13 protein-coding genes and 1 pseudogene are annotated in these 13,609 nt (G+C 64.0%); 10 read left to right on the top strand and 4 right to left on the bottom strand.

Going from position 1 to position 13,609, the window contains the following annotated elements:
- The first annotated feature begins 24 nt into the window (after nucleotides 1–24).
- From F3J17_RS26185 to F3J17_RS26155, 7 genes and pseudogenes are all read left to right on the top strand, one after another.
- The gene (locus F3J17_RS26185; protein ID WP_167065948.1) at nucleotides 25–771 is read left to right on the top strand and encodes a response regulator transcription factor; all 747 of its coding nucleotides are present in this window, start codon (nucleotides 25–27) and stop codon (nucleotides 769–771) included.
- Nucleotides 772–798: 27 nt separating this feature from the next.
- Nucleotides 799–2,067 (top strand): annotated as a pseudogene (hemA, locus tag F3J17_RS26180) (glutamyl-tRNA reductase); the annotation flags it as partial.
- 242 nt (nucleotides 2,068–2,309) lie between these two features.
- Entirely contained in the window at nucleotides 2,310–3,392 is a 1,083-nt protein-coding gene (gene prfA / locus F3J17_RS26175; RefSeq protein WP_167065942.1) for a peptide chain release factor 1, read from the top strand.
- 14 nt (nucleotides 3,393–3,406) lie between these two features.
- Nucleotides 3,407–4,261 carry a peptide chain release factor N(5)-glutamine methyltransferase gene (gene prmC, locus F3J17_RS26170; protein ID WP_345891253.1) on the top strand — a complete coding sequence of 285 codons (855 nt, stop codon included), beginning with the start codon at nucleotides 3,407–3,409 and terminating at the stop codon, nucleotides 4,259–4,261.
- 142 nt (nucleotides 4,262–4,403) lie between these two features.
- Nucleotides 4,404–4,715 carry a Grx4 family monothiol glutaredoxin gene (grxD, locus tag F3J17_RS26165; protein WP_027819259.1) on the top strand — a complete coding sequence of 104 codons (312 nt, stop codon included), beginning with the start codon at nucleotides 4,404–4,406 and terminating at the stop codon, nucleotides 4,713–4,715.
- A 22-nt stretch (nucleotides 4,716–4,737) separates the two neighbouring features.
- A complete protein-coding gene (locus tag F3J17_RS26160) occupies nucleotides 4,738–5,346 on the top strand; it encodes a UbiX family flavin prenyltransferase (RefSeq protein WP_167065936.1) in 609 nt (202 codons plus the stop codon).
- A gap of 143 nt (nucleotides 5,347–5,489) precedes the next feature.
- On the top strand, nucleotides 5,490–6,287 hold the full coding sequence (locus tag F3J17_RS26155) for a class III extradiol ring-cleavage dioxygenase (RefSeq protein ID WP_167065934.1): 798 nt from the start codon (nucleotides 5,490–5,492) through the stop codon (nucleotides 6,285–6,287).
- A gap of 84 nt (nucleotides 6,288–6,371) precedes the next feature.
- Here the strand turns inward: F3J17_RS26155 and F3J17_RS26150 are convergent, their stop codons facing one another.
- A complete protein-coding gene (locus F3J17_RS26150) occupies nucleotides 6,372–7,967 on the bottom strand; it encodes an APC family permease (protein WP_167065931.1) in 1,596 nt (531 codons plus the stop codon).
- Between the two features lie 422 nt (nucleotides 7,968–8,389).
- Between F3J17_RS26150 and F3J17_RS26145 the strand changes: the two genes are divergently transcribed.
- A complete protein-coding gene (locus F3J17_RS26145; RefSeq protein WP_027819263.1) occupies nucleotides 8,390–8,593 on the top strand; it encodes a cold-shock protein in 204 nt (67 codons plus the stop codon).
- Nucleotides 8,594–8,729: 136 nt separating this feature from the next.
- Here F3J17_RS26145 and F3J17_RS26140 read toward each other — a convergent pair whose 3' ends face one another.
- The 3 genes from F3J17_RS26140 to F3J17_RS26130 all read right to left on the bottom strand — a co-directional run bounded on the left by F3J17_RS26140 (nucleotide 8,730) and on the right by F3J17_RS26130 (nucleotide 12,180).
- On the bottom strand, nucleotides 8,730–9,992 hold the full coding sequence (locus F3J17_RS26140) for an Hsp70 family protein (RefSeq protein ID WP_167065928.1): 1,263 nt from the start codon (nucleotides 9,990–9,992) through the stop codon (nucleotides 8,730–8,732).
- Between the two features lie 178 nt (nucleotides 9,993–10,170).
- A complete protein-coding gene (locus F3J17_RS26135) occupies nucleotides 10,171–10,773 on the bottom strand; it encodes a nitroreductase family protein (protein ID WP_167065925.1) in 603 nt (200 codons plus the stop codon).
- 123 nt (nucleotides 10,774–10,896) lie between these two features.
- Complete coding sequence (locus F3J17_RS26130) at nucleotides 10,897–12,180, bottom strand: MFS transporter (protein WP_167065922.1); 1,284 nt, start codon at nucleotides 12,178–12,180, stop codon at nucleotides 10,897–10,899.
- A 172-nt stretch (nucleotides 12,181–12,352) separates the two neighbouring features.
- Here F3J17_RS26130 and F3J17_RS26125 point away from each other — a divergent pair, with 172 nt between their 5' ends.
- Together F3J17_RS26125 and F3J17_RS26120 are read left to right on the top strand one after the other, a co-directional pair.
- Nucleotides 12,353–13,003 carry a TetR/AcrR family transcriptional regulator gene (locus tag F3J17_RS26125; protein ID WP_240161165.1) on the top strand — a complete coding sequence of 217 codons (651 nt, stop codon included), beginning with the start codon at nucleotides 12,353–12,355 and terminating at the stop codon, nucleotides 13,001–13,003.
- A gap of 10 nt (nucleotides 13,004–13,013) precedes the next feature.
- The gene (locus F3J17_RS26120) at nucleotides 13,014–13,601 is read left to right on the top strand and encodes a DUF1415 domain-containing protein (RefSeq protein WP_167065916.1); all 588 of its coding nucleotides are present in this window, start codon (nucleotides 13,014–13,016) and stop codon (nucleotides 13,599–13,601) included.
- Nucleotides 13,602–13,609 lie beyond the last annotated feature (8 nt).

Raw genomic sequence — 13,609 nt, 5'->3', positions numbered from 1 at the left:
GGCCCGCCCCGGCTGCACTCCCCTATGCGAATCGCTCTTGTCGAACCTGACGCGCGCCAGGCTGAAATCATCGAACGCCTGCTCATTGCAGGCGGTCACGCCTGCCGCTATTTCCCTCATGGCGCACCACTCGTCGAAGCCCTGGAAGATGATGCCTTCGATCTGCTGATGGCCGCCTACTGGTGCGGCGACCTCGGCGGCGACGAACTCATCCCGCGCGCGCGCCGCCTGCTCCCCGGTCTGCCGGCCATCGTGCTGATGGCCTCGCCGCACGAAAGCGAAATCGTCGCCAGCCTGCAAGCCGGCGCCGACGACTGCATCGCCAAACCCGTGCGCGGCCCCGAAATGCTCGCCCGTATCGACGCCTTGCTGCGCCGCGCCGGGGTGCGTCGCCCGCGCAACCGCGCGCATTACGGTTTTGGCGATTATCAATTCGATTCGGCGCGCTATGCGGTCAATTTCCGGGGCCACACTGTCACGCTCACGCCCAAGGAATTTCGCTTTGCGTTGCTGCTTTTCACCAACGCATCGCGCCCCGTTTCGCGCGCGCGCATTCTCGAAACCGTCTGGAATCTGAACCGCGACGTTCGGTCGCGCACGCTCGATACGCACGCCTCGCGGCTGCGCAGCAAATTGCAGCTCGGGCCCGAGCATGGCTGGCGCTTAACCACGCTATACGGCTACGGATATCAACTCGAGCGACTACCGATTAATACTGGGGAGGACGCTGACATTGCCGACGCCAATGTCAGAAGCGCGGAAAAGTTATAATATCCGCCTAAATCTTCGCCCCATGGTATGCAGCTTCTAACGATCGGAATCAATCACCACACCGCGCCCGTCGCCTTGCGCGAACGCGTGGCGTTTCCGCTCGAACAGATCAAACCGGCTCTGGCCCTGTTCAAGGAAGCCTGGACCGGCGGCAAGCGCACCCTGAGCGCGCCGGAAGCGGCCATCCTCTCCACCTGCAATCGCACCGAGCTTTACTGCGCGACCGACGCGCTGGCGTCGCGCGATTCCGCGGTGGAATGGCTCTCGCACTACCATGGCATTCGCGCCGAAGAACTCGCGCCGCACGTCTACACGCTGCCGCAGTCCGAAGCCGTCCGTCACGCGTTTCGCGTGGCCTCGGGTCTGGACTCGATGGTGCTGGGCGAAACCCAGATCGTCGGGCAGATGAAGACAGCGGTGCGCACCGCTACCGAAGCCGGCGCGCTTGGCACCTATCTGAACCAGCTGTTCCAGCGCACCTTCGCCGTCGCGAAGGAAGTGCGCAGCACCACGGAAATCGGGGCGCAATCGGTGTCGATGGCCGCCGCCGCCGTGCGTCTGGCGCAGCGCATCTTCGACAAGATCGCCAACCAGCGCGTGCTGTTTATCGGCGCGGGCGAAATGATCGAGCTGTGCGCCGCGCACTTCGCCGCGCAGCAGCCGCGCGAACTGGTGGTCGCCAACCGCACCGCCGAACGCGGCCGCTACGTCGCGGAACGTTTCGGCGGCAAGTCGATTCCGCTGTCCGAACTGCCCGCGCGCATGCACGAGTTCGACATCATCGTGTCGTGCACGGCCTCCACGCTGCCGATCATCGGTCTGGGCGCAGTTGAACGCGCTGTGAAAGCGCGCCGTCACCGCCCGATCTTCATGGTCGACCTCGCGGTGCCGCGCGATATCGAAGCCGAAGTCGGCCAGCTCGAAGACGTGTTCCTCTATACCGTCGACGACCTCGGCACCATCGTGCGCGAAGGCAATGCCTCGCGCCAGGCTGCCGTGGCGCAGGCCGAAACCATCATCGAATCGCGCGTGGCGAACTTCATGCAGTGGCTCGACTCGCGCAGCATCGTGCCGGTGATCCGCCACATGCACACGCAGGCCGACGCGCTGCGCCGCACCGAACTCGATCGCGCGCGCAAGATGCTCGCGCGTGGCGACGATCCGTCCGCGGTGCTCGAAGCGCTCTCGCAGGCGCTCACCAACAAGCTGATCCACGGCCCGACGCACGCGCTCAACACGTCGAGCGGCGAAAGCCGCGATTCGCTGATCGAGCTGATGAGTGGTTTTTATCGCCACGGCCAGTCGGCTCACTCGACACGAAGCGGCAAGTCTGACGAAAGCGTCGACGCCGCCGCATCGAACGACAACGCGTCGAACGACAACGCATCATCCAACGCGTCCGGTTCTTCGGACCGTTAGCGGCACTCGCCGCGACCAGTCTGCGCATAGCCGAGCATGGCATTTGCGCGGACACGCCAGGGTTCCCGCCCGCCTTTCCTTCCCGCAGTCCTGACCGGAGTTCCGCTCCGTACCGCCCGATGAAAACGAGCATGCAATCGAAGCTCGACCAGCTGACAACACGCCTGGCCGAGCTAAACGACCTGTTGAGCCGTCCCGATGTGACGTCCAACCGCGACCAGTACCGCAAGCTCACACGCGAGCATGCGGAAATCGGGCCGGTGGTCGAACATTACGCGCAGTGGCGCCAGGCGAAAGACGACGAAGCGGCCGCCAAGGATCTGCTGAGCGACGCCTCGATGCGCGATTTCGCCGAAGACGAGGTCAAGGCCGCGCGCGAACGCATGGCGCAGTTGCAGCACGAGTTGCAGATGATGCTGCTGCCGAAGGACCCCAACGACGACCGCAACGTGTTCCTCGAAATCCGCGCGGGCACGGGCGGCGACGAATCGGCGCTGTTCGCGGGCGACCTGCTGCGCATGTATCTGCGCTACGCGGAACGCAACCGCTGGCAGATCGAGATGATGTCGGCGAGCGAGTCGGATCTGGGCGGCTACAAGGAAGTGATCGTGCGCATCGCGGGCGAAGCGGCGTACTCGAAGCTCAAGTTCGAATCGGGCGGTCATCGCGTGCAGCGCGTGCCCGCCACCGAAACGCAGGGCCGCATCCATACCTCCGCCTGCACGGTCGCGGTGATGCCGGAAGCCGATGAAATCGGCGAAGTCGAGATCAATCCCGCCGATCTGCGCATCGACACCTTCCGCGCCTCAGGCGCGGGCGGTCAGCACATCAACAAGACCGACTCGGCCGTGCGCGTGACGCACATGCCGACCGGCATTGTCGTGGAATGCCAGGACGACCGCTCGCAGCACAAGAACAAGGATCGCGCGCTCAAGGTGCTGGCCGCGCGCATCAAGGACAAGCAGTATCAGGAGCAGCACGCCAAGGAAGCGGCCACGCGCAAGAGCCTCGTGGGCTCGGGCGACCGCTCGGAGCGCATCCGCACCTACAACTTCCCGCAAGGCCGTCTGACGGATCATCGGATCAATCTGACGCTTTATCGTCTGGAAGCGATTATGGACGGCGATCTCGGCGAACTGATCGGCGCGCTGCTGTCCGAGCATCAGGCCGAACAGCTGGCGTCGCTGGGCGATGCGGATTGAGCCTCGCTGACACCGTGAACCAGCCACAAGACATTACCGCCGACGCCCTGCTGCGCGCCTCGCCGCTGCCCGCGCTGGAGACGCGCATCCTGCTGATGCACGTGCTTGGCTGGCGTCGCACCGAACTCATCACGCGCGGCGATCAGGCGCTCGACGCTGTGCGCGTCGACGCGTATCGCGCGCTCGAAGCGCGCCGCGCGGCGGGCGAGCCGATCGCGCAACTGGTGGGCGCCCGCGAGTTTTTCGGCCTCGACTTCGAAGTGACGCCCGACGTGCTGATTCCGCGTCCGGAAACCGAACTGCTGGTGGAAACCGCGCTCGCGGCCATGGAAGGCATCGCGCAGCCGCGCGTGCTGGATCTGGGCACCGGCAGCGGCGCGATTGCGGTGGCGATCGCCTCGGCGCGGCCCGATGCGCGGGTCTGGGCGGTCGACCGCTCGCCGGGCGCGCTGGCCGTGGCCGCGCGCAACGCCGCGAAACTGCTCGACGCCGCACGTCCCGGCGGCGCGCTGACGCTGATCGAAAGCAGCTGGTACGACGGGCTCGACGCCGCGCTGCGCTTCGACGTGATCGTCAGCAACCCGCCCTATATCGCCAACGGCGACCCGCATCTGGACCAGGGCGACCTGCGCTTCGAACCGCGCGGCGCGCTCACCGACGAAGCGGACGGCCTCAGCGCCCTGCGTGCGATCGTCGAAGGCGCGCCCGAGCGTCTGGTTACGGGCGGCGTGCTGTGGATGGAGCATGGCTACGATCAGGCGGCGGCCGTGCGCGCGCTGCTCGACGCACGCGGTTTCGCCGAAATCGCCTCCAGGCGGGATCTGGCGGATATCGAACGCATCAGCGGCGGGCGCTTCAGCGGTTTTTAGCGGCTAACAGGCCGCTCGCGTGGCCAGGTCACGCCCAAGGCACGCCCGGCCTGCGCGAGCGAAATCCGCTATCATTTCGTTCTGCATCCAAGCAATTCCACGTATTCCGCATCAACCTCATTCAAGCAAGCCAAGGTCAGACATGGACACCCAACAGCGCATCAAGCAGATCGTCGACGAAAATGCCGTCGTCCTCTTCATGAAGGGCACCGCGCAGTTTCCGATGTGCGGTTTCTCCGGCCGCGCCATCCAGATCCTGAAAGCCTGCGGCGTCGATCAGATCAAGACGGTCAACGTCCTCGAAGACGACGAAGTCCGCCAGGGCATCAAGGAATTCTCGAACTGGCCGACCATTCCCCAGCTGTACGTGAAGGGCGAATTCATCGGCGGTTCGGACATCATGATGGAGATGTACCAGAACGGCGAACTGCAACAGCTGTTCGCAGCGGCTTAATCTCGCCGCGTCAGGGCTTTACGTGTCGTCTGTTGCGCCGCCGGGCGCCCAGCAACGCCGCCTGATCGTCGCGATCACGGGGGCGACGGGCGCGATCTACGGCGTGCGCATGCTGGAAACGCTGCGCCGTCTGGGCGGCGTCGAAACCCATCTGCTGGTTTCCGCCGCCGGCTGGCTCAACATCCAGCACGAACTGCAGTTGAGTAAGGAAGACCTCCACGCGCGCGCCGATGTCGTCCATTCGGTGCGCGACGTGGGCGCGACCATCGCCTCCGGCTCGTTTGCGACCGACGGCATGATTGTCGCGCCCTGCTCGATGAAGACGCTGGCGAGCGTCGCGCACGGCCTTTCCGACAACCTAATCGCCCGCGCCGCCGACGTCACGCTCAAGGAACGTCGCCGATTAGTGCTGATGGTGCGCGAAACGCCGTTCAACCTCGCGCATCTGCGCAACATGACCGCCGTGACGGAAATGGGCGGCGTGATCTTCCCGCCTTTGCCCGCGTTCTACAGCCAGCCCGCCTCGCTCGACGAAATGGTCGATCACACCGTTGCGCGCGTGCTCGATCTGTTCGCGCTCGGCCCGGCGCTCGCGCCCGCGTGGCCCGGTTTGCGCAGCGCTGGCGACTGACTTTCGCCCAACATTTAGAACGCCGCCGATTATCAACATCGGCGACACAATCAATTCTCTCGACGCACGTTTAATTCGCGGGAGTTGAGTCTTATATTGATCGTAATGCGAAACTTTCCAGCCACTCCGTGTGGCTTACGATCATGACCACCCGTACCCCCACGCTTTTCCTGTCGCACGGCGCGCCCACGCTGCCGATCGATCCGTCGATGCCGCGCGAAGGCTTCACCGCGCTCGCCCAGCATCTACCGAAGCCGAAGTCGATCCTGATGCTCTCCGCGCACTGGTACACGCAGCGTCCGGCTGTGAGCACTGCGACGCAGCCCGAGACCATCCACGACTTCTACGGCTTCCCGCGCGCGCTCTACGAGATCCAGTACCCCGCGCCCGGCGCTCCGGAAACCGCGCAGCGCGCGGCAGCGTTGCTGCGCGCCCAGGGCGTGGAAGTCGATGAAGAGGCCCACGGGCTCGATCACGGCGCATGGGTGCCGATGCTGCTGATGTTCCCGGACGCGGACGTGCCCGTCGCCCAGCTATCGATCCAGCCGCGCAACGACGCCGCGTATCACTTCGCCGTGGGCCGCGCGCTGCGCGAACTGCGCGACGAAGGCGTGATGGTGGTCGGTTCGGGCCAGATCACGCACAACCTGCGTCAGGCCGATTTTTCGGCGCGGCCGGAGGACGCCGATCCACGCGTGGCTGAGTTCACCGACTGGTTCGAATCCCGTCTCGCTGCGCGCGACATCGACGCCCTGCTCGACTATCGTCGTCAGGCGCCGCACGCGGTCCTGATGCACCCGACCGACGAGCATCTGCTGCCGGTGTTCGCCGCGCTCGGCGCCGCCGACGACGATTACACGCTCGGCGTGCAGTCGCTCGGCACTTACCAGCGCGCGCTGGCGATGACGAACTACGTGTTTGGATCGGCTTCGGTCCAGTAAGCGCGATCGCCGCAAGGCGCAGACGCAAAAAAGCCCGCCTGAATCGCTTCAGGCGGGCTTTTTACTGGCTATTCGATGCGCTGATTAGTGCGCGCCGATGCCTTCGAGCACTTCGTCGTGTTCCTTACGCTCTTCCAGATACGGCGTGCGGTAACCCGAATTCACGCCCCAGAAGTAGAAGCCGAGCGAGATGATCGCGACGACCAGCATGTCCCAGCCGTAAGGGATCACATCGTGACCGCCGAACTGCTTCGAGCCGATCAGCGAGAGCACCGCCATCGTCGGCAGATAGGCGCACAGCCACCATGCTGCCTTCAGATCCTGGCCCCAGCCGCCGAAGCCTTGCTTGGCCTGGAAGTAGAAGTACACCGGCAGTGCGACAACCATCAGCAGAATGATTTCGCCCGTCAGCGGCCACTTGGCCCAGTACAGGATCATCGATGCGCAGACGAATGCGAACGGTGCGATGACCTTCATGAACGGCACCGACAGCGGACGTTCGATGTCCGTGGCAGCGCGCTTCAGTGCCATCAGGCTGATCGGGCCCGTCAGGTACGAGATCACGGTTGCAACCGAGATCACCGCCGCCAGCGAGCTCCAGCCGCGGAAGAAGAACATGAAGATGAACGAGATGACGAGGTTGAACCACATCGCCTGGCGCGGCACACCGTAGAACGGGTGCACGTTGCCGAACATTGCCGGCATCGTGTTGTTGCGCTCCATCGCGTAGATCATGCGCGAGGTCGTTGCCATGTAGGTCGTGCCGGTGCCGCTCGGGCTCACGAATGCATCGACATACAGCAGGATCGCCAGCCAGTTCAGGTTCAGCGCGATCGCGAGTTCCGCGAACGGCGACTTGAAGTTGAACGTGTTCCAGCCCTTCGCCACGTCAGCCGGATTGACCGCGCCGATGTACGCCACCTGCAGCAGCACGTAGATCACCAGTGCGCAGACGATCGAGCCGATCACCGCGAACGGGATGCTCTTCGACGGATTGCGCGCTTCGCCTGCGAGGTTGATCGGGCTCTGGAAGCCGTTGAACGCGAACACGATGCCGCTGGTTGCAACCGCCGTGAACACCGCCGACCAGCCATACGGCGCGAACGTGGTCGCTTCGCCGAAGTTTTCGTGGTGGAAGCCCGTTGCCATCAGACCGATGATCGTCAGACCCGGGATGATGAACTTGAAGATCGTGATGGCGCTATTGGCGCGCGCGAACAGCTTCACGCCCCAGTAGTTCAGCATGAAGTACACGATCACGAGCAGCGCCGACAGGAACAGCCCGGAGTGTGTCAATGAGCCATCGACGAACAGTGCATGCGCCCACGGATAGGGCCAGGTGCTCATGTACTGGATAGAGGCTTCGGCTTCGATAGGAATCACCGAAACGATGGCGATCCAGTTCGCCCATGCGCTGATGAAACCCACCAGCGCGCCATGCGAGTAACGGGCGTAGCGGACCATGCCGCCCGATTCCGGGAACATCGCGCCGAGTTCGGCATAGGTGAGCGCGATGGCCAGAATGACCACGGCCCCGATCACCCACGCGCAGACTGCAGCGGGACCTGCAATCTTGGCGGCTTTCCATGCGCCGAACAGCCAGCCCGAACCGATGATCGACCCGAGGCCGGTAAACATCAGCGCGAACGGGCCGATGTTCCGTTGAATAGAACTTTTCACGTCTTCTCCTGTATCAAGAGCAGTTCAACACCGCATGCCCCGTCTGTTGTGCGGGCGGGGTTCCAGCGGCAGTCGCACCTGCGCGCGATTGCGATTGCGCCCGAAGGCGCAACTCATGCGCGGCGCGTAGTTTAACGGTTGCACCGTCAAAAGACGCCAGATTTCTTCTGCCACTACAAAAAAAACAGCAACTTAGCAAGCTTTGTAAGACTTTGTTGCGACCCTGAAGTAAAAAACTATGGAGTTTCCCTGGGTGCTAGTTGACCTTCCAGACAATAAGCCGTATAAAGTTCGGGCAGGATTTCAAGCGGCGAGTGTGAATAGGTCTTTCGTAGTTCGCCCATCAACGGTACTCCGGTTGGTCCCATACCCCTTCCTTGATTTTCGGCACCTCTTTGTTCATTCATTTTTAGGAAAGTAATATGGAAACCGGTACCGTCAAGTGGTTCAATGACGCTAAGGGCTTTGGCTTCATCACGCCGGACGGCGGTGGCGAAGATCTGTTCGCGCACTTCTCGGAAATCAAGATCGACGGCTTCAAGACGCTGCAAGAGAACCAAAAGGTTCAATTCGAAGTGCGTACGGGCCCGAAGGGCAAGCAAGCTGCTAACATCAAGCCGGTCTAAATTACCGTCTTTGACTGTCGGGATTTACCTCTGATCCTGACTGGCAAGCTTACAGAAAAACCCCACTCTTCTCTTTGAAAGTGGGGTTTTTTGTCGCCTGCGTTTTTTGCAGACTCACCCCACTTTCGTCGCACGCTCAGCCGAACAGACGCTGTGCGTGAATGCCCAGGCCGGTGGCCACGCTGGCGAGTCGATCGCCGAACACGGGCTGCGCCTGCGGGAATGCTTCGGCAAGCGCCTGGGTCAGGAACAGCAGACCGGTCGAGCCGCCCGTGAAATACAGCGCATTCACCGCGCTCGGGGCCACGCCCGCGGCCTGCACGGTGTCGCGCGCAGCCTGCACGATGCGTCGCGTTTCCTCGCGGCCCGCTTCCACCAGTTGCGCGTCGTCGAATGCCAGACGCAGATCCGTTTCCACCTGCTCCAGATCGATCATCGTTTCGCCGCCCGCCGATACGCCGATCTTCGCCTCTTCCGCACGCGCCGCCAGCGCGTGACCCAGACGCCAGTCGACCACGCGCATCAGGCGGTCGTGCTGCGCCGTGTCCGTGTACAGATGGCGCATGAGCTTGAGTTCGGTCGCGCGCTTGGGCGTGTAGATCGTGTTGATCAGATGCCAGGTCGCCAGATCGAAATAGACGCGATTGGGAATTTCGCGGCCTTCCGGATCGAGCGCCTGATAGCCCAGTTCGCGCAGGATCGTCGCCAGTTCCACGCGACGGTCGAAGTCGGTGCCGGCCACATGCACGCCGTGGTGGGCCAGCACATCGTCCTTGCGCTCCAGACGCGTCATGCGCTGCGGCCCGACACGCACAAGCGAAAAGTCCGACGTACCGCCGCCAATGTCGGCCACCAGCACGAGGCCTTCTTCCGTCAGGCGCGACTCGTAGTCGAAGGCCGCCGCGATTGGCTCGTACTGGAACTGGATCTCCTTGAAACCCACCGAACGCGCCGCCGCTTCAAGCTGATCCTGCGCCAGCTGGTCGGCGCGCGGATCTTCGTCGACGAAAAACACCGGGCGGCCCAGCACCGCGCGCTCGATCGACGCGCCCGAGCAACGCTCGGCGCTGCGCTTCAGATGATCGACGAAGATCGCGATGATTTCCGTGTAGCGCATGGCGCTGCCATCGCCGAGATCGGTGGTGCTTTCCGCCAGCGGCGAGCCGAGGATGCTCTTCATCGAGCGCATCAGCCGCCCGTCGAAACCGTCGATATACGCGGCGAGCGCCGCACGGCCGAATTCGCGCGTGTGTTCATCGGTATTGAAGAACACCGAAGTGGGCAGCGTGGTGTGGGCGCCTTCCACGGGCGCGAGGCGCATGGCATCGCCGGCAGCGGCGCCTGGCAGGGCCACGGCCGAATTGGAAGTACCGAAGTCGATCGCGCAAAACGGGGTCATGGCAATGACGCACGGCACAAGGCGCGCGCGATGAGGAAGGCTGGGAGGACCGGCTTTGTATCACGAAAGCGCGGCGTGGGGCAACCGCAAGCCCTTGATTCGGCCCTGTAAAGTGACACGCGCGACCGAAGCCGCGCGTGCGTGTTTTACAGACCTGGGCTGCGCTTCAGATGGGCGCTTAGCCCTTGAACGGCTGCTTCCAGGCGTTCGCGTAAGCGATGTCGCCCACGGCCGAGCGCGTGCGTTCCGCCTTCTCGCGGTCGCGCAGCACCGGTTCGAGCTTGTCCACATCGCCGTAATGGCCGATCGAGATGATCGCGAGTGGCTCCACGTCGTTCGGCAGGGCGAACTCCTTGCGGAATGCGTTCACGTCGAAGCCGCTCATCTGGTGCGCGGCAAGACCCAGCGCGTGCGCCTGCAGCACCAGCGACATGGCGGCCGCGCCCGCGTCGTACTGCGCCGTGCGGTTGACTTCGCCCTTCGAGTTGAGGGTCTGCGCCGTCACGGCAATCAGGATCGGCGCGGGTGCGTTCCATTGCTGGTTGAACGGCACGAGCGTACCGAAGGCGCGCTTGAACGCGACTTCGTCCGCCGTGCGGTCGAACACGATGAAGCGCCACGGCTGCAGGTTGTATCCCGACGGCGCCCAGCGTGCGGCCTCGATCACCGCGTGCAGCGCCTCGCGCGACACCGGCTCGTTCGAGTAGGCGCGCGGGCTCCAGCGGCCAGCGATCAGTTCGTGGATGGGCACGGCTGTCGGTGCGGGTTTGTGCTTCGTCATGCCTTGTCTGTCCTTGAGGATAGCGGGCGCTCGCCCGGGGCCATCAGCATACCCGCGCTGCACAAAACGCGCTTACGCGACGAATATCATGCGGCGGCCGCAGTGCCTCGTGCGGTACTGCGATCAAGCCGCCTGCACACCAACGGAACGCGCTCCGCGATTGATGCGCAGCACCAGGAACGACGCGATCAGACACAAGCCGCCCGAAATCATCGACGCCACCGTATAGGTGCCCAGGCTCGAACGCAGCAGCCCCGCGCCAAACGCCGCGAACGCCGCGCCTAGCTGGTGCCCCGCCACCACCCAGCCGAAGATAATCGGTGCGCGCTCCTTGCCGAACACATCGGTGGCCAGACGCACCGTCGGCGGCACGGTCGCGATCCAGTCGAGCCCATAGAACACCGCGAAAATCGGCAAGCCGAAAAAGTCGATGCCAAACGCGTGCGGCAGATAGATCAGCGAGAGCCCGCGCAGCCCGTAATACCAGAACAGCAGCACGCGGCTGTTGAAGCGATCGGACAGCCAGCCCGAAAGCGTCGTGCCGAACAGATCGAAAATGCCCATGGTTGCGAGCAGCGACGCGCCCTGCACTTCCGTCATGCCGTAATCGCCGCACATGGCGATCAGATGCGTGCCCACGTAACCGTTGGTGCTCGCGCCGCAGATAAAGAAGCTGAAGAACAGCAGCCAGAAGTCGCGCGTGCGGCTGGCCTGCGCGAGTGCGCCGAACGCCAGCGTGAGCGGATTCTGCTGCGGCGCGGGCGGCACGATGGGCGCGTCATGCGCCTCGCCGAACGGGCGCAGCGCCACATTGGCCGGCCGCTCCGGCAACAGCAGCGCGACCAGCGGCACCACCACGGCGGCGGCGATCGCCACCACCAGCACCACCATCTGCCAGCCGTGCTTTTCAGCGATGGCCGCGAGGAACGGCAGGAACACGAGCTGGCCGGTGGCCGAGCTTGCGGTGAGGATGCCCATCGCGAGACCGCGATGCGTGGTGAACCAGCGCGTGACGATCGTGGCCGACAGCGACAGCGCAGCCACGCCCGTCGCGCCGCCCACCATCACGCCCCAGACCAGGATCATCTGCCACGGATGCGTCATCAGCGCGGACAGCGCCACGCCCGCCGCCATCGTGGCGAGCGCCGTGAGCAGCGTAGGCCGCACGCCGAAGCGCTGCATCGCCGCCGCCGCAAACGGACCCATCAGCCCATAAAGCGCGATGTTCACCGAAATCGCCAGCGAAATCGTCGCGCGACTCCAGCCGAACTGGTGTTCGAGCGGCACCATCATCACGCTCGGCGTGGCACGCGTACCGGCCGCCGCCAGCAGCACCAGAAACACCACCGCTACCACGAGCCATCCATAGTGGAAACGCCCGCCAACCCACCTCGCTGCCCAGTTCATCCGTGCTCCTTGCTGATGTTGTACCGGGCGCCTGATCTCATGCTTCTGCCCGCCTGCGTGTTTTTGCGTCTGCGCCGAACCGGGATTGTTACCGATCGGTCACAAGTGTGTTGCGATAGTAGTGACCGCTCGGTAACATGTCAAGCGTAACCCTGATGACGAGATGCCCGCCATGTCCAAGCGCCCCGAAACTTCCGCTTCCACCGCCACGCGTACCCAGACGGCCGGGCCGCGCGCGCAGGAGCAACTGCTGCGCGCCGCCGACGAACTGTTCTATCAGGAGGGTGTGCGCGCGGTCGGCGTGGAAGCCGTGGTCGAGCGCGCGGGGGTGAACAAGATGAGCCTGTACCGCCAATTCTCGTCCAAGGACGATCTGGTGGTGGCGTATTTGAAGCGCTGCGACGTGCGCTTTTTCGAGCGGTTCGAATCGAGCGTCGCCAAACATCCCGGCGACGCCGCGCGGCAACTGCTGCAGTGTTTCGAGGATCTGACGCGGCGCGCGTCCGCGCCGGAATATCGCGGTTGCCCGTTCGTGAACGTCGCGGCTGAATTTCCGGATGCGACGCATCCCGCGCGCCAAAGCGTGAGCGAGAACAAGACGCGACTGATGGCGCGCCTGAACGAACTTGCGCAGGCCGCGCAAGCCAGCGATCCCTCCGCGCTCGCGGATGAACTGGCGTTGCTGGTCGAAGGGGTGTACGCCGCCAGCCAGACTTACGGCCCCGGTTGCGGCCCGATTCTCGCCGCGCCGCGTATGGCGAAGCTTTTGATCGAGGCGGCGTGCGGCCGAACAATCGATATCGCTACAGAAAGCCGCGAGTAAAATCGCGGCCATGAACGACACCGCTTCCTCCGCTTCTGGCGCCACGCCGGACCACGCCGACATCCTCGACGCCACGCGCCACTGGCTTACGCGCGCCGTGATCGGCCTGAATCTTTGCCCGTTCGCCAAAAGCGTTCACGTGAAGGGCCAGATCCGCTACGCAATCAGCGAGGCGACGGATCTCGAAGGCGTCCTGACCGATCTCGAAACGGAACTGCGCACGCTCGCGGACGCCGATCCCGCCGACATCGACACCACGCTGCTGATCCTGCCCCACGCGCTTGCCGACTTTCTCGACTACAACGACGCGCTGCATTTCGCGGATCTGCTGCTCGGCCAGTTGCGCCTGGACGGCACACTGCAGATTGCGAGCTTTCACCCGCACTATCAGTTCGAAGATACCGCGCCCGACGACATCGAGAACTACACGAACCGCGCCCCATATCCGATCCTGCATCTGCTGCGCGAAGACAGCATCGAGCGCGCCGTGGACGCCTTCCCGGACGCCGCCGACATCTACGAACGCAATATGGAAACGCTGCGACGCCTGGGCCTGAAGGGCTGGCGTGAATGGATGGCGAAGCGCGACGAAGACTGACGCCGCGC

The sequence above is a fragment of the Burkholderia sp. Ax-1719 genome, from assembly GCF_011753055.1.
Lineage (GTDB): Bacteria > Pseudomonadota > Gammaproteobacteria > Burkholderiales > Burkholderiaceae > Paraburkholderia.
Note: the sequence above shows the minus strand (reverse complement) of the source record. Positions and strands in the feature narration are given on the sequence as shown.